The organism is Haloarcula vallismortis ATCC 29715, assembly GCF_000337775.1.
Taxonomy (GTDB): domain Archaea; phylum Halobacteriota; class Halobacteria; order Halobacteriales; family Haloarculaceae; genus Haloarcula; species Haloarcula vallismortis.
In genome coordinates, this window is record NZ_AOLQ01000069.1 from 59,214 (window position 1) to 80,636 (window position 21,423).

The following is a 21,423-nucleotide window of genomic DNA, read 5'->3' on the forward strand; positions in this document are numbered from 1 at the left end:
TCGATGAAGTAGTGGATTCAGACACCTGCGTGCGATAAACTACTATCTGCTATACGAAATCACTGCAGCCGGGTCCGAATCGTCTCCGCGGTTTGCTCGCCGATGCCGTCGATAGCCGTCAGTTCCTCGTCGGAAGCCGATTTGACGCTATCCACGCTCCCGAAGCGTCGGAGCAGTCGCTTCCGCGTCTCGGGGCCGATTCCGGGCACGTCGTCCAGCGTCGTCGATACTTCGTCTCGGAGTGTCTGGTGGTACTGGACGGCAAAGCGATGCGCCTCGTCGCGAACCCGTTGGAGCAGGTGGAGCTGCGGGGCGTCGTCGTCCCAGTCGTACACGCGGTCGGGCGTGACGACCAGCTCCTCGTCTTTTGCCAGTGCGATGGCGGGCACGTCCCAGCCGGTCTCGGCGAGTGCGTCGCGGGCTGCCCCGAGCTGGCCGTCGCCGCCGTCGATGAGCAGCAGGTCCGGGTCCGGGCGGTCATCCCGGCCCTCGACGGCACGCGTGGCCCGCCAGCGGAGGAGTTCGCGCATGTTCGCGTAGTCGTCGTTTTGCTCGGTGAGTTTCTTCCGCCGGTAATCGCTTTTCTCGGGTGTCTCGTCGACGAAGGTGACGTTCGAGCCGACGGCCGAGCGGCCCTGGGCGTGGCTCACGTCGAACCCCTCGATGCGGCTCGGACGGTCGATGCCCAGCGCGTCGGACAGACGGCCTGTCTTGTCGTCGGTCCCGCCGCGCTGGCGGGCGTTTTTCAGCGCGAGGTCGACCAGCGTCGCTTCCCGGCCAGCGCCGGGCACACCGAGCGTGACGCCCTCGCTCTCCAGCCAGGCCTCGATGTCTGGGTCGGCGGGGTTTTCGGCACAGAGAATCCGGTCCGGCAGGTCCCGCTCGGCGTAGTACTGTGGGATGAACGCCCGGTACACCCCGGCGGTCCCTTCACCGTCCGGTGCGTCGAGCGTGTGCCGGTCCCGCTCTACGAGCTTGCCGCCCTCAGCGTGGAGCCGGGCGACGATAGCTCGCTCGCCCTCGATAGCGGCCCCGAGAACGTCCGTCGTCTGGTAGCCCCCGGAGTCACTGACGGCGGTGTCGCCCTCGCCGTGGAGCGCCTCGACAGCCCCGAGCTTGTCCCGTAGGTTTGCGGCGCGCTCGAACTCCTGATTCTGTGCGGCGGCCTCCATCTCGCGGCGTAGCGGGTCCGCGAGCACGCCGGTTTCGCCCTCGAAGTACCGCGTGACGGATTCGACATCCTCGGCGTACTCGGCGTCGCTGATTTCGCCGGTGCAGGGCGCAGTACAGATGCCCATCTCGTAGTCCAGACAGGGCCGGCCCCGGTTGCTGTACTTGTGGTCGGAACACCCTCGCAGCCCGTACGTCTCTCGAAGGGCTTTCACCACCGTCTCGACCCGCCCTTTGTCGGTGAATGGGCCATAGACCGTCGCGCCGTCCTCTGGGTCGCGGGTCACCTCGATTCGGGGAACGGGATGGTCGGTTAGCTGGACCAGCGGGTACGATTTGTCGTCTTTCAGCCGGACGTTGTACGGTGGCCGGTGGCGCTTGATGAGGTTCGCTTCGAGCAACAGTGCCTGCGTCTCTGTGTCGGTGACCGCGAAGTCGATGGTCTCGGCCCGTTCGACCATCTTGGCGATGCGCTCGCTGCGCGGGTCGGCGTATGAGCGCACGCGGTCCCGCAGGTCGACGGCCTTCCCGACGTAGAGGACCCGGCGCGTGTCGTCCCGGCCCTGCTCGAACAGGTACACGCCCGGCTCCCGTGGCAACGACCCCGCGCGTTCTCGAATCCCGTCGGCGTCCATTAGCTCAGGGTTGGTGCTCGGCGGGGTTGAACGTCACGGGAGCGGGTCGTCGGGCGGCGGCTGTGCCGTCTCTTCGGCATCGGTCGGGGGAGCCTCCGGAACGATGGCAGCCTCGATTTGCTCGACGACGCTCTCGTCGTCCGGGGCAGCGAGTTCGATGTCGTCATCGCCGGCGACGCGCACGACGAGCAGGCGGTCGCGACTCCAGAGATAGACTCCGAGAACAACAGCGGCAAAGGCCAGTGCGAGGCCGCCGAATAGGCGCATCAGGTCGTCCAGTTGTGCCATCAGTGTCAGCATCGTCTGAAGAATCCCCAACATGCCGCCGATACCGACGGCGCTTGCGGCTCCGCCGCTGTCCAGTGAGACGTTGCCGACGAGACTATCAAGACTCACAGTCATCCCGGCGGCCACCAGCACAATACCGACGACCAGCGCCTTCACGCCGAGTTCGAGAAACGACCAGTCACCGCTCGTGGTGGCGTCGACACCCTCGACGTTGGGTCGGTCGACCTGCCGGTAGTTCGATCCCTCGCGGTCGGGCGTGAACACGAGGACGCGGTGACTCGTCACGACCACCCCGCCACGGTCTAGCCGAACGTCTGCTTCGATCACCTCGCCGTCGTACAGGAGGCTCTCGGCCCGTGCGACCCAATCCATACACCCCGTTTACTGCGGAGACGTGTATATTCTGCCCCCGTAACCGCTAACTGTGCGCCCTCGAACATGACAGTATGACCGCCGACCCCCGCTGCCCTCACTGCTCGGAGAAAGTCAGTGCGACCGCGACGTGGTGTATGCACTGTGGCCGGGACTTCGATAGTCCGGTCGACGCCGGAACCGGGACAACGGTTCTCGATGCTGGCGGCAGCCAAACTACGTCAGACCTCGAAGCGGCCCTCAACGCTGGCGACCTCAACGGAATACGGGGAGCGCTCGCCAGAAGCGAGCGAGGGGCGACGCTGGTCGGTATCGGCCTCGCCGCTATTGCGCTTTTTACACTACCCTACGCCACGCCGTCGGGCAATACACTCTGGTACCTCCTCGCGGTCGCTGGCGCGGGCGCGGTGGCCGCCACGCAGGCGACGGCTGACGACGCGGTGAGGACTGGCGGGAAGGCCCTCGCTGTCGCGCCGTTCTTCGTGGTGTTCGCCGACGTGCTTCAGGGCTACCTCGTGTCGGGACTAGTGAGTGCCAGCCCGACCGTCCTGTTCGGGCCGGCGATATACGCCGGACTGGTCATGTTCGGCGTTCGCCGATACCGTCGTCGCTGAGCGGGTTTTGTCGCCGCAGCCGGGTCGAGCCGTCGTCCACCTCGCCGAGCGTAGCGGCTACCTGTTCGACTGCCCTGTCGGCCGCGGCCGCTCGCTGGGCGTCCGTGAGCGGGGTGTGGCGGCCCATAAACTGATATGACTGTTCAACTGGTAAATATTTCCTGAAGGGTACAACGGTTGTCTGAGTTACTCCGGCGCGAGCGACCCGACTGCCGAAGGGGACGCGCTATTTTGCTTCGCCCGGTATCAAAACTACCATGCCTCCCGGATTCGAGAGTATACCTACTACAGGTGGTTCTGTGACCGAAAAACGCGAATACAAAGACGAGTATCAGGACAAGACGCTGTATCTCCCGGGGCCGACAGAGGTGCGCGAGGACGTTATCGAGGCGATGGCCGAGCCGATGTTCGGCCACCGGATGGACCGGATGACGGACCTCTACACCACCATCGTCGAGGACACGAAGGAGTTCCTCGGGACCGACAACGACGTCATCGTGCTCACGGCGTCGGGCACGGAGTTCTGGGAGTCGACGACGCTCAATCTGGTCGAGGACAGCATGCTCGTGCCGACCTCCGGCGCGTTCAGCGAGCGCCAGGCCAACGTCGCAGAGCGACTCGGCAAGGATGTCGACCGCATCGAGTACGACTGGGGCACGGCGGTCAAACCCGATGACATTCGCGACGCGCTCGAATCCGGTGACTACGACGCCGTCGGGGCCGTAATGAACGAGACCTCGACCGGCGTCCGCAACCCCATCGAGGAAATCGGTGACGTGGTCGCCGAGTACCCGGACACCTACTTCATCGTCGACGCCATCTCCTGTCTCGGCGGCGACCAGATTGACATCGAAGCCCACGGCATCGACGCCATCTTCACGTCCACGCAGAAGGCCTTCGCGATGCCGCCCGGACTCGCAGTCTGTGCCGTCAGCGACGCCGCCTACGAGCGGGAACTGGAGAAAGAGTCGGCGTCGTGGTACGGCGGCTTCCAGCGCTGTCTGGACTACTACGACCGGAAGGGACAGACCCACTCCACGCCGGCGATTCCGCTCATGCTCGCCTACCGCAAGCAGATGAAGCACATGCTCGATGAGACCCACGATACCCGCGACCAGCGTCATCAGGAGATGGCCGAGTACACACGCGAGTGGGCCCGCGAGCACTTCGACCTCTATCCTGAGGAAGGCTACGAGTCCCAGACTGTGACCTGCATCGAGAACACGCAGGATATCAACGTCGCCGAGACTGTCGAGGCCGTCTCCGAGGAGTACGACATGCTGTTCTCCAGCGGTTACGGCGACATCAGCGAGGAGAGTTTCCGCATCGGACACATGGGCGAACATACCGTCGAGAGTATCAAGGAATTAACCGACGCAATCGAAGACGTCGCTGATCTGTAAAATAGGCAAAACCGAGGAAGGCCGGAGCTATGGCTCGATCTGGAGGTGCTTGCTGCTACCGGTTGGCGTTTTCATAGTTTGATAATGCTGGGAAGACTATATTACTGCTTGCTACTTTGATGTAGGTAGACAAACTGTATGAGTAAGAGTAACAGACGGAGTACGGATGGCGGCTCCTCACCACCGATGAACGTAACCAGAAAACAGTTCGACTGGAGCGAGACGCGACCGAGCGCGGCCGTGACCGAGCACATCTCCGCAATCACCGGCCGAGAGCAGACCGCCTTCGCACCGCTGTACGAGACTATCGACCCTGAAGCGCTCGATTCACTCATCGACTCCTCGGACCGCTCCACACCAGTCAGTATCTCCTTTGAATATGCCGGCCACTCGGTCACTGTTCGAAGTGACGGCGAACTCGTCGTCAAAGCCCCCAGCGCCAGTATCGGCCGATAACCGGGATTTCTACACGGTTTCTGACTACCGTCATAGTGGACGGTAGCGGCGTGGTAACCCATTTGCGGCTCTCCCGAGCTGAGGGCCGGAGCAGAGCCGTTTTTGTATCCGAGACGTAACGCTTCTTCAGCATGACCACTGCCGAGGATGTCGCCGGGAACCCCTATACATCTGATCCACGGACCGAGTTCGAGCCCGTCGAGGACATCGACGAAGCGACGGCCCGCGAGCAAGCCAGCCAGTTGCGCGAAGCCATCCGCTATCACGACTACCAGTACTACGTCGAGACCGACCCGGTCATCGGCGACCGGGCCTACGACGCCCTGTTTACTCGGCTCCAGCGACTCGAATCGGCGTTCGACCTCGACACCGACGGCAGTCCCACCCAGCGCGTCGGCGGCGAGCCACTGGACGAACTCCCCGATGTCGAACACGTCGCCCGGATGGGCTCTATCGAGCAGGGCGGCGACGAAGCGGACGTGCGGGAGTTCGACGAGCGGGTCCGCGACGGGCTGGGCGCTGACGCCGATATCCAGTACTTCTGTGAGCCGAAGTTCGACGGCCTCTCGGTCGAAATCGTCTACGAGGACGGCGTCTATCAGCGGGCAGCGACCCGCGGCGACGGCGAGGTCGGCGAGGACGTGACCGAGAACGTCCGCACTATCGCCAGCGTCCCCCAACGCCTGCGCGGTGACTATCCCGACTTCCTGGCCGTCCGGGGCGAGGTGTACATCCCGCGGGACGCCTTCACGGCGTTCAACCGTGAGCGCGTCGAACGCGGCGAGGACCCGTTCGCGAATCCGCGCAACGCCGCCGCCGGGACGCTCCGCCAGCTCGACCCATCGGTGACCGCGGAGCGTCCCCTCTCCGTGTTCTTCTTCGGCGTCCTCGACGCATCTGTCGAGTTTGAGAGCCACAGCGAGCTGCACGAACGGTTCCCCGACTGGGGACTCCGGGTCTGTGATCGGACCGCTGTCGTCGGCGATATCGACGCCGCCATCGAGTACCGAAACGACCAGCAGCAGGCCCGCGATGCGCTCGACTACGAAATCGACGGTGTCGTCATCAAGGTCGACGACATGGATGCCTGCGACGCACTGGGAGCGACCTCGCGGGCCCCACGCTGGGCTTTCGCCTACAAGTTCCCGGCCCGGAAAGAGGAGACGACAGTGCGAGATATCGTGGTACAGGTCGGCCGGACCGGTCGGCTCACGCCCGTCGCGCTCATGGACCCCGTCGAGGTCGGCGGCGTTACTGTCTCGCGGGCCTCGCTGCACAACCCTTCGCTTATCGCCGACCTCGGCGTCGACGTGGGTGACCGCGTCCGCATCAAGCGAGCCGGCGATGTCATTCCGGATGTCGTTGAGGTGCTTGACGACGACGGCGACGGCTACTTCGAGTTTCCGAAGACTTGCCCGGCCTGTGACAGTCCGGTCGAGCGCGATGGCCCGATGGCGTTTTGCACTGGTGGCCTCACCTGCCCCGCCCAGCGCGAACGCAGCGTCGAGCACTACGCCAGCCGCGATGCGCTGGACATCGAGGGCCTGGGGGAGAAGGCCGTTCAACAACTCCTTGATGCCGGCCTCGTCTCGGACCCCGCGGACCTGTACGACCTCACCGTCGAGGAGCTTACTGACTTGGAGGGATGGGGCGAGACAAGCGCCCGGAACCTCGTCGAAGAGATGGACGACGCCCGCGAGCCACCGCTTGCGAATTTCCTTGTCGCCCTGGGTATCCCTGAAGTCGGAACTGTCACGGCTCGAAACCTTGCACAGCAGTTCGGCACGTTCGAGGCGATACTCGACGCTGCCGACGAGGGCGATACCGACGCGTTCGAGGCTGTCCCCGACGTGGGACCGACCGTCGCTCGCTCAATCGTAGAGTTCTTCGAGGGCGAGGGCAACCGCGCCGTCATCGACCGTTTGCTCGACCACGTCGACCCACAGGCCGCCGAGGAGACTGGCAGCAACGCACTGGACGGGCAAACCTTCGTCTTCACCGGGTCGCTCGACGGCTACACCCGCAGCGACGCGCAGGAACTGATCGAGCGAAACGGCGGGTCGGCGACGAGCAGTGTTTCCGGCAACACGGACTATCTGGTGCTGGGCGACAACCCCGGCCAGCGAAAGCAGGACGACGCTGAAGAGCACGATGTGGAAACGCTCAGCGAGGACGGATTCGAGGCACTGCTGGCAGATGCGGGTGTGCTGTAATCGGGGGTCTTAGACGCAACCGACGGCCGTGGTGAGACCTCCCGGAACCGAACTCGATACGACTGACCGCACTGCTCCCTGTCTGGCAGTGACTCTCTGTATCGGCCATATTTATTTGTTCGTGCACCACCAACTACGCAGAATAATGGACCAGTCTGTTGATTCGGTCCGTATTCTCCATGTTGATGACAACTCGGACTTCGCCGATACGACCGCGGCGCTGCTCGAACACGAAGACGGCCGGTTGTGCGTCGAGACAGCGGCGAGTGCCGAAAAAGCGCTAGAGAGACTCTCTAAGGGGCGGTTCGACTGTGTCGTTTCGGACTACGACATGCCGGGAGAGAACGGGATCGAGTTCCTCGAAGCCGTTCGCGAACGCGACCCGGAGCTCCCGTTCATCCTCTACACCGGGAAAGGTTCGGAGGAGATTGCAAGCGACGCAATCTCCGCGGGTGTGACTGACTACCTCCAGAAAGGCACCGGTGCTGAGCAGTACACACTGCTTGCGAACCGGATCCGCAACGCTGTCGACGCACATCGGTCCCAGCGGAAGCTCGACGAGCGAACCCGCCGGCTGGAATCGCTCATCAGTAGCCTCCCAGGCATGGTCTACCGCCGGCTGAACACGTCCGGGTGGCCGATGGAAACCGTCGAAGGAGAGATCGAGCCACTGACCGGCTACACGGCGGCGGACTTCGAAACCGGGGCGGTGACTTGGGGTGACGACATCCTCCATCCAGAGGACCGCGACCGTATTCGGACGGCCGTTCAGGAGGCGCTCGCCGCCGATGACGAGTTCGAGGTGACCTATCGGATTAGCACCGCGGATGGCACCACGAAGTGGATGTGGGAGCGCGGACACCGCGTCCCTGATGCGGCTGCTGACACGGACGTACTGGAGGGATTCATCACCGATATCACCGATCTCAGGGAACGAGAGCAGGAGCTGCGACGGTACGAGCGGATGGTGAACACGATGCAGGAGTCGGCGTGCATCTACGACAGGGCGGAGCGGTTCGAACTCGTCAATGAACACCTGGCCTCGTTCTACGGCACGTCGAGAGCCGAACTGGAAGGTGAACGGAGTCAGCTCATCCCCAAGATTCGAAGCGAGTACGAGGGGGACCCATATCAGGAACTGCTCGACGGCGAGCGGGACGAACTCCGCGGAGAGGTGAGCGGTGAGTTTCCTGACCACGGGTACGAAGTGCTTGAGTACCGGCTCACGCCACTGGTGGTTGATGGGAAAGTCGAGGGCGTGGTCGGCGTCACCCGCGAAGTGACCGAACAGCGAGACCACGAGATGCGGGTCGCCAAACAGCGTTCGATACTTAAGGCCCAACAGGAGGCGGTGATCGACGGCATCCTCGTCGCCGATGAGAACAACTCTATCATCTCGTACAACGAGCGCTTCGTCGATATGTGGCAGCTGCCGCGAGACATCGCTGAGCGCGGCGACGGGGCAGCCGCGCTCGACTGGACAGTGGAACAACTCGCCGAACCGGAGGCGGTCCGCGAACGTGTCCAGTCCCTGTATGACAACCCCGAGATGACCGCACGGGACGAAATCGAACTTGCTGACGGCCGGGTGTTCGACCGCTACACGGCACCCGTCGTCGACAACGACGGGACGTGCTACGGCCGGCTGTGGACCTTCCGGGACATCACCGAGCGAAAGGAGCGTGAACAGGAGTTAGCCCGGCAAAACGAGCGGTTAGAAGAGTTCGTCGGCGTCGTCTCTCACGACCTCCAGAGTCCGCTGCAGGTAGCCGGCAGTCGGCTGACGCTCGCCCGAGAGGAGTGCGACAGCGAGCATCTGGATTCGATCGAGAACGCCGTCCGCCGGATGAACGACATCGTCGACGATGTCCTCAGACTGGCGCGACAGGGCGTCGACATCGGGGCGACAGAGCCTGTTGACCTCCGGGAGACGGCCGACGCTGCTTGGCGGATTGTCGCGGACAATGCCGACGGCGTAGCGCTCCACTACGCGTCCGACGAGAGCCGGGCCTGGACTATCGAGGCTGACAGCGACCGACTGTCCGGGCTGTTAGAGAACCTTTTCGGCAACGCGACCGAGCACGCCGGCCCGTCGGTCACCGTCTCGCTCGGCCTTCTGGACAATGGAGCGGGGTTTTACGTGGCGGACGACGGCCCGGGTATCCCCGCCGCCGAACGAGAACAGGTGTTTGAGGCGGGGTATTCCACCGACGATGACGGGACAGGCTTCGGGCTTCCGATTGCCAGACAGATCGCTGAGGCCCACGGGTGGGAGATCCGTCTCACCGACAGCACGGCTGGCGGCGCTCGCTTCGAGATAACCGGCGTCGAGTTTCTCGAATAATGGGTTGACCGCGACAGCCGACGCTCATCATCTGTCCGTGCATACTGAGAACTGATTTGCAAGCGCCGACTGGGACCGAGTTACAGGTCCTTGTTCTCGAAGACGTAGTAGCCGGCGACCAGCGGGACGACCAGCCACAGCAGGAGGTAGCCGATGACTGCAACCGTCCCGTACTGGGGCGGTAAGGCGGCGTTGGTACACTCGGCACCGGCCTGGGTTACTTCGAGTGTTCCACCCAGCATCTCCTCACACGTCACCTGCGGGTTCGACGTCAGGAGGAGCCGCGAGCGGATCGGCGAGCCTTGCAGAATCTCCTGGACGAGCGTGCGGTACGCCGCGATGGGGCTCAGCAGCGAGACGAACAGCTCGACGTGGAGCTGGGTCACTTCGCCGATGTTCGCGTGGTCCGATAGCAGGTTCCCGAGGCCTGCCCCGAGGTTCGACCAGAACACCTGCAGGTACACGTAGATTCCGAGCGACGCCGCCATCGCCCGGCGGGCGGTCTTCAGCGCCGCAGAGAGGCCGATAGCGAACGCCGTGAACACGACGCCGTATGCCATCGTGGCGAGCGCGAACAGCAGGAACGATTCCCACGCAATTTCGATCTCCGACGGGAGCAACACCAACAGGGTGGTCAGGAACCCGACCGTGACCGGAATGAGCGTGATCGCGCTCCGGCCGACGAACTTGCCGGCGAGCAGTTCGCCGCGCGTGTACGGGAGCGACAGCAGTATCTTCAGGGAGCCGCGCTCGCCCTCTCGGGCAATCGCCGCGTAGCCGATGACGATTGCCACAGCGGGAAGCAGCGGTGCTGCAATCGGCAGTGCAAAGCGGACGTACGCGTCCGTCGTCAGCGACGCTCCGGCCTCGGCGAACTGCTGGCCGATGTTGAAATACAGGCCCAGCACCGCCGGCAGCGCGAAGAGGACGATGAAGATGAACGAGAGCACCCAGATCCACGGCGAGCGGACCGTGTCACGGAACTCTTTTTTTTGAGATGGGGTACCAGTCGACGAACTCGGAGTTCTTGATGCTCGTATCGACGTCGCCGAGGAACTTCTTGACGGGGTTCTGTTCGGCGCTCATGCGTCGACCTCCGGCTGCTCTTGCTCCTGTTGTTCGGTGTAGGCGGCGAACACTTCATCGAGCGAGGCCTCCTCGGTCTCGAAGTTGGCGACCTCGCTCCCGCTCTCCTCGACGGCGTTGAGGACGGCCATCTTCGCGTCGCTGTCACAGCCGACGGTGAGCGTGGTCCCGTCCGCGGTCACGGTCGACACCTCGTCGAGCCCTTCGATAGCCGCGACCGCGTCGTCGGTGCCGTCGCCGTCGGAAAGCGTCACGCGGAGGACAGTGTCTCCGGCGGCGGCCTCGCGTAGCCCGGCCACGCTGTCTTTCGCGATGAGGCGGCCGTTCTGGAGGATGCCGACCGTGTCACAGACGGCCTCGACCTGGCCGAGGATGTGACTGGAGAAGAAGACAGTTGCGCCGCGTTCGTTCTCCTCGCGGATAATCTCACGCATCAGCCGTGCGCCGTTCGGGTCCAGTCCGGTTGTCGGCTCGTCCAGAATGAGGAGGTCGGGTTCGCCAATGAGCGCCATCGCCAGGACGAGGCGCTGTTGCATCCCTTTGGAGTAGCCGCCGGCCTTGCGGTCGATGGCGTCGGCGATGCCGACCCGTTCGGCCAGTTCATCGGCGTCTTCGTCGGCGTCTTTCGATTCGATGACAAAGGAGAGGTGCTGGCGACCGGTGAGCCGGTCGTACACGTCGTAGCCTTCGGGGAGGACTCCAGTGCGGGCACGGATTCGCTTCGGTTCTTCGTGGATGTCGTGGCCGAGCACCGTCGCCGACCCGTCGGTTGCGCGGACGAAATCCAGGAGGATGTTGATCGTCGTCGACTTCCCGGCCCCGTTCGGGCCGAGGAAGCCGAAGATTTCGCCCTCCTCGACGGTGAGGTCGACCCCCTGCAGCGCGGTGAGACTCCCGAACTGCTTGGTGACGCCATCCAGTTCTATCGCTGCCATACGGCCGGTTTGTGACGGCCGCGTGTATAGTCTTTCGTGTTCCAATTATCAATCAAAACACTCGAAGCGCGGACTTTGGTCGCCACAACGGCCGTTCAGACCTCGGCGTCAGGGTCGTGGCGCTCGGCCATCCGCTGGGCCTCCGACGCGTAGCGTTCCCGCGTCTCCGCGTCGTTTACCGGTTCGAGTCGCTCCGGTTCGACGTCGGTGGCCGCCGTAATCCGCTTGCGCCTGAGCAGATTCGGCGAGAGCTGTTTGGTCAGGTGGCGGTCGCCCGCCGGCGGGGCGTAGATGAGCGTCACCATGCGCTCGTCGCCGTAACTGGAGCGCTCGACCAGCCAGCACTGCACCGTCTCCTCGTCGTCAGTCATTGCTGTGTCGTTTGCGTGCCGGCGGTTTATATCTTACAACGCCTCGAACTGCCGTTACCGAGTCACATTCAGTCCCTGCTCGATGCCCGCGGTGAACTCTCCGTCGACGTCGATAGCGGTCCCGGCGTTCCGAACCGTGTTCGTCGCGACCACGCCCGCATCGCCCGACCGGAGCCGGATGCCGGCCGCCGAGGCGTTGCTGACCGTGTTGCCCGTGATTGTGAAACCGTACGGTCGCTTCTCGGTCCGTGCGTCGGTGTTGCCCGCGTCCGCCGGAACTGTCCGTGCGAGGATGCCAACCGGACAGTTGTCGACCTGATTGCCCGTTATCGTGATGTCGGACGACAGGGCTTCGGGGGTCCCGGCGACCTCGTCCCGGAGATGCGTCTCCTTGTACTCGATTTCGATGCCCGCCTCGCCCCCGGGGTCAGGTGCGAACTCGGTCAGACCCCGACAGACGTTTCCGACGATGGTCCCGCGCTGGGCCGGCGAGCAGGCGATGAGGCTGTGGCCGCCGTCGACGGCGACGTTGCCGATGACCGCGAAATTCGAGACGTTGTACGGGGCGATGTTGTTGAACTTCACACCGACGACGCGATTGCCGGCGATGACCACGTCGCTTGACTGCCGCAGGTCCTGATCGCTACCGGTCGGTGCGGCACGGCTGGTGATGCCGTACCAGTTCGGGTTGCTGACCTCGTTGTGCTCGACCGTCACGCCTGTACATCGTGTGAACGACAGCGCCATCTGGAACCCGTTCACCGTCCGGTTGCGGGCGACGTAGACGCTCTCGCACTGATCGGCCTGAATAGCCTGATTGTGCAGTTGCGTCCCGTCGGCGTCGAACTCGATGCCGGTGATTGAGACGTTGTCGCCGCGCACGCGGATGAGGTCGTGGCCGGTCGGCAGCGGGTTCGACTGGGACTCAGACGGCGCTGGGTCCGCATCCGTTCCCGTCTGCGAGACGACGAAACGGGTTCCCTGCTGTCCGGTCAGTGTGGTGTTGTCGCCCATCGTCGCCGGGCCACCAAAGCGGAAGGTGTCGGCGCTCGCGATAACGGCCCCGCCGCTGTCTGGCACCTTGTCGAAGGCATACTGGAATGCCTCATCGGCAGTCCCACCGGTCGAAAACGCAACGTTGCCGCGGCCGCCACCAAGCACTAGGTATTTGCTCCTGTCTCCGTTCCCGTTCGCACTGCCGTTCCTGTTCGACTGGCCTGCTCCGGTCGTGACGAAATACACTGCCCCTGTCCCCGGCAGCCCGGCATCCACCTGTGCTTGTCCTGTTTGGCTGAACAGTCCGATACCCGCTACGGCCCCGATACTCGACAGCACGGACCGACGTGACGCCTGCCAGTCCGACTGTCGTGACTCAGTGGTAGTTCTGTTTGTGTCAACAGTCATGTATATTTGGCTGCCCGGGCGTTCGCAATAACCGCTTATAATACCGGTCTGAACCCTACAGACCCGTCAATACCTGAACTGTCCGGTCTGACTGGCGCGTCTATTTGCTTCCGACAGAGCCTCCAGACGACAGAACGAGACACCAGGTCTCACCGTCCCTGCCACTGACAGCAGATTTATGCCGACAGCGCCGGGACGATACGGTAATCCGACGTGGTCTCCGACGACTCGCCGTTCGATGATGTATCGGCAGACCGGGACTACCTCCGGGTACTGCTCACTGTCGTCTGCGTCGTCGCCGTAGTGCTGGCGACGGCAATGCTCCCGATTCTGGCACCCAGTGGGACACAGAGCCCGCTAGAGTCCCTTATTCCGCTCCCGCAGGAGAGCCCGTTCGGGGAGGCTGGGGGGACCTCGACCGGCGGCAGTGGGGGGCAACTCGGCGCGCTGAACCCGGGTAGCCAGACCGATGTCGGCGGCTCGCTCGACAGTGGCGACAGCCCGTACCAGTCTCAGGACACGGAGCCCCATTTCACCGTTACGAGTTCCGAACCGGCCTATTGGCGGACCGGCGCGTACGAAACCTACACCGGCACGGGCTGGGACGGACGAGCGGACCCGCAGGCATATCAGGGACAGATGGCGGTCGACGGGATGGCCGACTCGACGGTCGACTACGAGGTGCGACTGGCCAAGTCCGCCACGTCGCTGCCGACCGTCTGGCGGCCGCGGTCGGTGTCCCGGGACGACGTGATGGTTACCGAGTACGGCGCAGTCACCTCCGAGCGGCCGCTACCCGCCGGAACGACCTACAGCGCGACCAGCGTCACGCCACCCGATGCTCCCGAGGTGCTTCGGACGAGCGGCCGTGACTACCCGGAGGACATCGAATCGCGCTATACGGGCATCCCGGCGTCGACTTCGGCTCAGGTAGGCCCGTTCACCGACCGCCTAACGGAAGACAGCGATTCGCCGTACGAGACAGCGGTGGCCGTCGAACAGTGGCTTGAGGCGAACAAGAACTACTCGCTGAACGTCAGCCAACCGCCCGAGGACGACGTAGCCTCGGAGTTCATATTCGAGATGGACGAGGGGTACTGCGAGTACTTCGCCACGTCGATGGTGGTGATGCTGCGGAGTCAGGATATCCCGGCGCGCTACGTCGTCGGCTACTCGACCGGCGAACGGACCGGCCAGAACCAGTACACTGTTCGCGGAATGAACGCCCACGCGTGGGTCGAGGTGTACTTCGAGGATGTCGGCTGGGTGAAGTTCGACCCCACGCCGGGGCAGGAGCGCCTGGCATCCGAACAGCAGGCGATGCAAAACGACAGTCAGGCGTACAGCGCATCGGAGTCCGGCAGTCCCGACGAGGAGTTCGCCGTCGGGACGCCGGCGGACGAGACGCAGACCGAAACCCCGACTGGTGTGGCTGGACAGGAGTCAGCGAGTGACGGAACCGAGATACCTGAGACGGATGCCGACGGGACCGGTGACACCGACGGGACCGGGGACTCCGGCGACGGACAGACAGCCTCGCAGTCCGGCGAGTTCGTTATCGAACTCAACCGGACGGCGACGCCGGGCGCGGCGGTGGCTGCGACGGTGACTCGCGACGGCGCGCCGGTCGAGGGCGCGACAGTCTCGTTCAACGGTGAGCCGGTCGGAACGACAGGCCCGGACGGCACCGTTTCCGGGACGGTCCCTTACGAGGCCGAACTGACGATTACCGTCGATGCATCCAGCAACGAAGACTCACTCGTGGCCCCCTCGGTCCCGCGTGACAGCGCTCGCGCCTTCGCTGTGACCGGCCCGCAGGCCCAGCAGTCGACGAACGCGAGCTACGAACTGAACACGACCGCGTCGGTGAGCATCACTGGCGAACAGGTCACCGGCGGCGAGGTGACCGTCACTGCGACGGTCGACGGCGTGCCGGTGCGGGACGGCGATGTCCTGCTCGATGGCGAGCAGGTGGCGATGACGGACCGGCAGGGGCGGGCAACGGTCACGCTCCCGACCGAACCCGGCAACGTCTCCGTTGCCGTCGAGCGCGACGCCGTCAGCGGTAACAGGACTATCGAGCTCGAACGGCTCGCCGTGGCTACGTCGCCGACGCTCCCGCTAGCCGTTCCTGTCGCTGGCCAGACGGTGAACGCGACGATGGGCGGGGATCCGGTCACGAACGCCACAGTTACAGTCGACGGGGAGCCGACAGCACGGACCGGCGCGGCCGGTCTGGCGACGGTCGGGATGCCATTCACGGCAAGCGCCCAGATTTCCGTCTCGAAGTACGGACAGACGGCAACGACGACTGTCAGTGGCCTATTCGTCAACGCCGCGGGCGCTGTGGTCGCTCTTGGCGCTCTCGTCGCTGGAACGGTCGTCGTCGCTCGTCGGCGGAACGTCACACCGGGGCGGATATTGATATGGGTGCAGGCCGCCCGCGAACTCGCCGTCGGGGCGCTCGTCGGCATCGCGGTGATAGCAGATGACCTGCTGGGCCGCCTCCGAACGCGACTTGCACTCACTGTCACGGCACTCCGTGACTTGCTTGCCGGCCACCGGTCGCCAGCGACACTGCTTGACGCGTTGCGAGCGTGGATTTCTGAACGCCTTTCAGCGGCCGAAGACGCAGCAAGCGATGCGGTGGCGGCTGTCTCCACGGCTGACTCAAACGGGGGCGACGGAACGCCCGCGGCTCGTGTCACTATCCGCGAAGCGTGGACGCGCTTCCTGACCCACGTTTCTCTTCGTCGGTACTGGACACGAACACCCGGAGAAATCGCGACTCATGCCATCGACCGCGACGGGCTTCCGCCGGCCGCGGTCCGGACGGTCCGGGATGCGTTCCGGGCGGTCGAGTACGGCCAGCGGGACCCACAGGAGCACGTCGCGGCCGTCGAGGATGCGATTCGGACCATCGAGACGGCCGCTGGACAGCAGTCCACCGCGACTGACGACACTGACGACCCCACGGAGGAGCGGGCCTGATGCGCCTCCGAACGGTTGTCTTCGGAACTGTGGGGCTGCTGGCGACCGGCGTCGCGGCCTCCCTTCTCTTTGCGCCGACGGCCGCTGGCGAGTCACTGATCGCCGTGTTCGGTAGCGTTGCACCGACGACTACCCTTCTCGCCGGAAGCCTGACCGTTGGACTCTGTGCGGTCCTCGCCGGCTGGCTCGGTGGGCTCCTCGGCGGTGGCTCTCCGACTGCCTTCGACGTGGCTATCGATAGCCCGCCGGAAGACGTGACGGCGACGGAGAGCCGGCTGGTCGCCGCTGACATCGACGCGGCTATCGACGACGCCGTCGCCGGCGACGATGCGGCCATGGACACGGTTACCGAGCGACTTACCGCGGCAGCGACGACGGCCTATGCTATCGGAGCCGGCGTCTCGCAGGCGTCCGCTCGCCAGGCAGTACGTGCCGGGACGTGGACCGACGACGCCGTCGCGGCGGCGCTGCTCGCTCCGGACGAACCGCAGTCGCTGCTGGCCCGGCTCCGCCTGTGGCTTGACCCGGAGAGCGAGCGCCGCCGCCGCATCCGCCGGACGGTCGACGCTATCGAGCAGCTGTCTGGAGGTGCGCGCTGACGATGCACCGCCGTGTGCGCCGTTGGAGCGGCGGCCTTGCGGCCGCGCTGTTTCTCGTCAGCGTCTCGCTGTTGACTGCCGAGCCGCTGTTGCTCGCAGCGACCGCAATCCCGCTCATCTACGTCGCTTACGGTGCGCTCTTACGGCTCCCGGCGGGAACTGACCTGCAAGCGGCACGAACTGTCTCCGACGCCCAGCCGACGCCGGGCGAACCGGTTGCGGTCGAACTCACTCTCACAAACACCGGTCGCAGTTCGCTGACCGACGTGCGGGTCATCGACGGCGTGCCGGAGGAACTGGCCGTCGTCGAGGGGTCGCCGCGGCTCTGCACCTCGCTGCGGCCCGACGAGAGCGCGACGCTCTCATACGCCGTGATGGCAAAGCGCGGGACCTACACGTTCGACGCCGCCGCGGTGCGGGTGCGGACGCTGTCGGCCAGCGACGAGGTGACCGTCGACCTGACGGTGGCCGGCGACGGAACGGTGACCTGCTCCAACACCGTTTCCGAAGTCCCGATGGCTGATGCCACGCTCCCGCGGGCGGGAACGCTGCCGACCGACACCGGCGGGAGCGGGCTGGAGTTCCACTCGACGCGGAGTTACCAGCCCGGTGACCCGGTCAACCGCATCGACTGGCGGCGCTACGCAAAGACCGACGAGCTGACAACCATTGACTATCGGGAGGAACAGGCTGTCAGAACGGTGCTAGTCGTGGACGCGCGGCCGCCGGCCCGCGTGACGCCGGAGCCGGGATTCCCGACCGGGGCCGAACTGTCGGCCTACGCCGCCGAGCGCCTGTTCGACGCGCTCTCCCGGACCAGCGTCGTCGCGAGCGTCTGCGCGGTCGGATTGGCCCCGGAGGATGTCCCCGGCGGACTCGGTCCCGACGGACTGGCGTGGGTCGACGCCTCGGGCGGTCACGCTGCCGCCCACGCGAGACAGATATTCGACAGTGTGGGTCGCGCCGCGGCTCGGCAGTCGGACACCGACGCGGCCGGTGACGCTGGCGCGTCCGAGGACGCCCCACCACACCAGTCCCGAAGCGAAGCTGCGCGGGTGACGACGGCCGACGGCGGCACCATCGAGGACCCAGCCCTGCTTGCCGTGCTCGCCCGACTCCCGCCGACCGCGCAGGTAGTCGTGTTCTCACCGGCCGCCGACGACTGGCCCGTCTCGCTGGTGTCGTCGCTTGCGGTCCGCGATTATCCGACGACGCTGGTCAGTCCATCGCTGGCCCGCGGGGACTCGCTCGGCGCGGCTGTCGCGAGTACCGAACGCGTCGCTCGTCTCCAGCGAGCCGAACTGTCTGGCGCGACCGTCATCGACTGGGACCTCGACAGCCCGATAGACGTGGCACTCCGTGCCTCGCTCGCGGACCTGTTCAGCGTGTAACAATGTACGACCACACCACACTTCCGACCCGAATGCCCTGGACCAGCCTCGCTACCGTCGTCGGCGTGACAGCACTGCTGGTCGTGGGATTGCTGGGAACTGTGTCCGCCGACCGGGCCGCGCTCGTCGGTGTGGCCACCGGCGTTCTGCTGGCGCTGTCGCTGTGGCTGAGCGGCTGGGATAGCTGGCAGGCGGTCGGGACCGTTCTGGCTAGCGTTCTCGCGTTGCCAGTCGCCGTCGGGCTTTCCGTTGCCATTGGCGGGACGGTCGCCTCGCTCGGTGCCGAACTGTTCCCTGCCCCCTCACAGGCTGGCATCCGACCGGCAGTCGTCACACTCCTGTCGCAGGTGTTCGTCGTCATCGGCTGTCTGACCGCTGTTTTCGGTGCGACCGCGGCCACTCGCGGTGTCGTCGACACCGAGCGGGTGGGGGCCTACGGTGGCGTCGTCGTGCGGACGACCGCCGTTCCGTTCGCTGTTGCCCTCGTGTTGTTCACGCGAGGTGCCGTCGATTTCCTGCAGTCCAACGCCGGAACGCCGGGCATCCAGCAACTGACCGGCGAGGTCCTCTCCCGTGTGCTGGAACCGATTTTCGACCCGGTCCCCGGGCGAACGCATATCGCCATCTTCAGCCTGTTGCTCGCCCTCGCCGCCATGGCACTGGCGCGGGGGATTGACGCCCTGCCGCTTTCCGAACTTGTCCCGGAAACGAGCGATGCGCCAGACGTCGACAGGGCTATCGCTGCTGTCGGGCGAACGCTCCGGTGGACGGGCCGGCTAGCCCTGCTGGTCGCTCCGGTCGCCGGCCTGTTCGAACTGGGTCTCGGTCAGGAGTCACTGGCCGGACTGCTTCCGGTCGGGCTGTACGAACTCATCGTCACAGTCACGGCTGCACCGGGCCTCCGCAGCCTCCTCTGGCGGCTGTTCCTCATCGGGACGGTCGTCACAGTGGCCGTCTGGTTCCTCCGGCGGACGGTCCAGAGCTCGGCCGACCGCGTGGGGACCGTCCTCGCACCGTACGTCGGCGGCGGCGTCATCGCGCTTGCCGTGGTTGCGGTCGCGGGGCCGGCAGTCGATGCCATAGAGACGACGCTCCGGGCGACGCCGGCCGCGCCGGCTGTCGAACAGTTCTTCACTCCGATACTGGACGTGTACGGCCCCGAAACCGTCACGCTGGCATTTGTCGTCGTGGCGCTGTTTTCCGTTACCAGTGTGACTGGACAGCTGTGGGTGGCGCTGGCGACGAGCTACCTGCGAGAGCGGACGGCCGGCGTTACGCTCGCGGCCGCCGGGCTGTTCGGTGCGAGCGCGTTCGCCGCGACGCTTTCGACGCCGACGTGGCTGGTGCTCGCGGGTCTGGTCGGTGCAGTCGTCGTCTGGGACGCCGGGTCCTTCGGGACGACGCTGGGACACGAGGTCGGTACCGGAGCCGCGACGCGCCGAACCGAACTCGTCCATACCGGCGGAACCGTCGGGATCGGCGGCGTCGGCGCGGCGGCGACGCTGGGTCTCTCCGCCGTCGCCCGCGGTTCGATTGCCGTCGAGCCGTCGGTCGCTGTGGCCGGACTCGTAGTCTGCCTCGTCGCCGTGTTGTCGCTGGTGGCCGCGATACGATAGCGCACCGAACATTCCTTTGTGCAGTGCTGTCAAACAGCTAGTATGGCCACCAAGTCTCGATGGGAACGGGCCAGAGACAACGCGACCGAGATAGCTTCGCTGGCCGTGACAGGGTTCTGGCTCGTCGCTCTCCTCTCTGGACAGGAGTGGTGGCTCGCGGCGCTACTCGTCGGTTACGTCGTGGTCGTCCCGCTGACGGAACTGCTGTACGGCGACGAAGACGAGGCGGCGGAAGCCAGTGTTGACGAGACAGCGGCGACCCAGTCGTCATCGACCGATACCGACGAGACGCCGCTGGAACGCTTGCGCCGCCGCTACGCTGACGGCGAACTGACCGACGAGCAGTTCGAGCGGAAACTGGAGCGACTGCTTGAAACGGAGACGCTGGAGGATATCGAAGACAGCGCGGTGCTCCGGGACCAGGCGCGGGACCGACAGCGCGAGACCGAACGGACGTGAAATCAGGGACTGACAGCCGGTACTTCGACGCGGTCCAGCACGTCCTCGACGACGGTTGCCGGGTCGACGCCACGGACACCTGCGTCGGCGGTCAGCACGAGTCGGTGGGCGAACGCCTCCTCGACGACGCTTTTGACATCGTCCGGGACAGCGTAGTCGCGGCCGTCGAGGACCGCAGCGGCGCGAGTAGCCTCGAACAGTCGCTGAATGCCACGCGGGGAGACGCCGACATCGACGCGGTCGTCCTCACGGGTGGCCCGCCCGAGTTCGATAACGTAGTCCCGAAGCGTGCCGTCGACGGTGACCGACTCGACAGTCCGCTGTAGGGCCGGAAGTTGCTCGCCGTCGATGACGCTCGTGACGCTGGGGGCCTGTGCCGTCCGGTCTGCCCGTCGGTCGATGAGTTCGCGCTCGCCACCGAAGTCGGGGTACCCCATCGACGTCTTGACGATGAAGCGGTCCCGCTGGGCCTCGGGCAGGCCGAAGGTCCCCTCCTGTTCGACGGGGTTCTGCGTGGCGATAACAAAGAACGGCTCGGGCAGGTCGTGGGTCACGCCGTCGACGGTCACCTGTTTCTCGCCCATCGCCTCAAGCAGCGCGGCCTGTGTCTTTGGCGGTGCGCGGTTGATTTCGTCGGCCAGCACGACGTTGGCGAAGACGGGGCCGGGCTGGAAGTCGAACTCGCCGGTGGCTTCGTTGAACACGTTCGAGCCGGTGATGTCGGACGGGAGCAGGTCCGGGGTGAACTGTACCCGCTTGAAAGAGAGGTCGAGCGCCGTCGCAAACGACTGGGCGGTGAGCGTCTTCCCCGTGCCCGGCACGTCCTCCAGCAGGACGTGCCCCCGGGCGAGAATCCCGGTCATGACGGTTTCGAGGAAGCGGTCGTCGGCGATGACGGCACTGCTGACGGCGTCGAGGACCTGTCGGCTGGTTCGTCCGGCAGTGTCGTGGTCCATACGAGCGTGTAGACAGCCACCGACAAATACCCTCTCCCTCGGTTTCGCCAGGAGGCGAACCGACTCTGTGTCATTCCATCACAATAAGAGAGTATTGCCGTAACTCTGAGTTATAGATAG

At 65.1% G+C, this 21,423-nt stretch carries 18 protein-coding genes; 10 read left to right on the top strand and 8 right to left on the bottom strand.

Features of this window, described 5'->3' with window-relative positions; all coding sequences use genetic code 11:
• Positions 1-59: 59 nt before the first annotated feature.
• Together C437_RS17265 and C437_RS17270 are read right to left on the bottom strand one after the other, a co-directional pair.
• Positions 60-1,805, bottom strand: a complete 1,746-nt coding sequence (locus tag C437_RS17265; RefSeq protein ID WP_004518285.1) for an excinuclease ABC subunit C — start codon at positions 1,803-1,805, stop codon at positions 60-62.
• A gap of 33 nt (positions 1,806-1,838) precedes the next feature.
• Positions 1,839-2,465, bottom strand: a complete 627-nt coding sequence (locus C437_RS17270) for a hypothetical protein (protein WP_004518286.1) — start codon at positions 2,463-2,465, stop codon at positions 1,839-1,841.
• Between the two features lie 74 nt (positions 2,466-2,539).
• Here C437_RS17270 and C437_RS17275 point away from each other — a divergent pair, with 74 nt between their 5' ends.
• Entirely contained in the window at positions 2,540-3,079 is a 540-nt protein-coding gene (locus C437_RS17275; protein ID WP_241431710.1) for a hypothetical protein, read from the top strand.
• Here C437_RS17275 and C437_RS20410 read toward each other — a convergent pair.
• Complete coding sequence (locus C437_RS20410; protein WP_160163025.1) at positions 3,045-3,206, bottom strand: hypothetical protein; 162 nt, start codon at positions 3,204-3,206, stop codon at positions 3,045-3,047. The two genes, C437_RS17275 and C437_RS20410, sit on opposite strands and share 35 nt — an antisense overlap.
• 172 nt (positions 3,207-3,378) lie before the next feature.
• On the opposite strand from C437_RS20410, the gene C437_RS17280 reads away from it, so the two are divergent.
• The 4 genes from C437_RS17280 to C437_RS17295 all read left to right on the top strand — a co-directional run bounded on the left by C437_RS17280 (position 3,379) and on the right by C437_RS17295 (position 9,495).
• Positions 3,379-4,482: a pyridoxal-phosphate-dependent aminotransferase family protein gene (locus tag C437_RS17280; RefSeq protein ID WP_004518288.1), complete on the top strand. Its 1,104-nt coding sequence runs from the start codon at positions 3,379-3,381 to the stop codon at positions 4,480-4,482.
• A 138-nt stretch (positions 4,483-4,620) separates the two neighbouring features.
• Positions 4,621-4,938: a HalOD1 output domain-containing protein gene (locus C437_RS17285; RefSeq protein ID WP_241431711.1), complete on the top strand. Its 318-nt coding sequence runs from the start codon at positions 4,621-4,623 to the stop codon at positions 4,936-4,938.
• 131 nt (positions 4,939-5,069) lie between these two features.
• Positions 5,070-7,151, top strand: coding sequence for an NAD-dependent DNA ligase LigA (ligA, locus tag C437_RS17290; protein WP_004518290.1), 2,082 nt, complete (start codon positions 5,070-5,072; stop codon positions 7,149-7,151).
• A gap of 145 nt (positions 7,152-7,296) precedes the next feature.
• Positions 7,297-9,495, top strand: a complete 2,199-nt coding sequence (locus C437_RS17295; protein WP_004518291.1) for a hybrid sensor histidine kinase/response regulator — start codon at positions 7,297-7,299, stop codon at positions 9,493-9,495.
• Positions 9,496-9,575: 80 nt separating this feature from the next.
• Here C437_RS17295 and C437_RS17300 read toward each other — a convergent pair whose 3' ends face one another.
• From C437_RS17300 to C437_RS17315, 4 genes are all read right to left on the bottom strand, one after another.
• Positions 9,576-10,445 (bottom strand): ABC transporter permease, encoded by an 870-nt coding sequence (locus C437_RS17300; RefSeq protein WP_004518292.1) that lies wholly within the window; start codon positions 10,443-10,445, stop codon positions 9,576-9,578.
• A gap of 132 nt (positions 10,446-10,577) precedes the next feature.
• Positions 10,578-11,516: an ABC transporter ATP-binding protein gene (locus C437_RS17305; RefSeq protein ID WP_004518294.1), complete on the bottom strand. Its 939-nt coding sequence runs from the start codon at positions 11,514-11,516 to the stop codon at positions 10,578-10,580.
• Between the two features lie 95 nt (positions 11,517-11,611).
• The gene (locus C437_RS17310) at positions 11,612-11,887 is read right to left on the bottom strand and encodes a hypothetical protein (RefSeq protein WP_004518295.1); all 276 of its coding nucleotides are present in this window, start codon (positions 11,885-11,887) and stop codon (positions 11,612-11,614) included.
• 54 nt (positions 11,888-11,941) lie between these two features.
• Complete coding sequence (locus C437_RS17315; protein WP_049919879.1) at positions 11,942-13,291, bottom strand: right-handed parallel beta-helix repeat-containing protein; 1,350 nt, start codon at positions 13,289-13,291, stop codon at positions 11,942-11,944.
• Positions 13,292-13,504: 213 nt separating this feature from the next.
• Between C437_RS17315 and C437_RS17320 the strand changes: the two genes are divergently transcribed.
• The 5 genes from C437_RS17320 to C437_RS17340 are packed head-to-tail and all read left to right on the top strand — an operon-like array spanning position 13,505 to position 20,347.
• A complete protein-coding gene (locus C437_RS17320; protein ID WP_004518297.1) occupies positions 13,505-16,282 on the top strand; it encodes a transglutaminase TgpA family protein in 2,778 nt (925 codons plus the stop codon).
• Positions 16,282-16,881: a DUF7269 family protein gene (locus tag C437_RS17325; protein ID WP_004518298.1), complete on the top strand. Its 600-nt coding sequence runs from the start codon at positions 16,282-16,284 to the stop codon at positions 16,879-16,881. The genes C437_RS17320 and C437_RS17325 overlap by 1 nt, the downstream gene beginning before the upstream one ends.
• 2 nt (positions 16,882-16,883) lie before the next feature.
• Positions 16,884-18,272 carry a DUF58 domain-containing protein gene (locus C437_RS17330; protein ID WP_004518299.1) on the top strand — a complete coding sequence of 463 codons (1,389 nt, stop codon included), beginning with the start codon at positions 16,884-16,886 and terminating at the stop codon, positions 18,270-18,272.
• Positions 18,273-18,274: 2 nt separating this feature from the next.
• A complete protein-coding gene (locus tag C437_RS17335; RefSeq protein WP_004518300.1) occupies positions 18,275-19,888 on the top strand; it encodes a DUF7519 family protein in 1,614 nt (537 codons plus the stop codon).
• Between the two features lie 42 nt (positions 19,889-19,930).
• A complete protein-coding gene (locus tag C437_RS17340; RefSeq protein ID WP_004518301.1) occupies positions 19,931-20,347 on the top strand; it encodes an SHOCT domain-containing protein in 417 nt (138 codons plus the stop codon).
• A 2-nt stretch (positions 20,348-20,349) separates the two neighbouring features.
• Here C437_RS17340 and C437_RS17345 read toward each other — a convergent pair whose 3' ends face one another.
• Positions 20,350-21,303 (bottom strand): AAA family ATPase, encoded by a 954-nt coding sequence (locus tag C437_RS17345; protein WP_004518302.1) that lies wholly within the window; start codon positions 21,301-21,303, stop codon positions 20,350-20,352.
• Between the last annotated feature and the right edge of the window lie 120 nt (positions 21,304-21,423).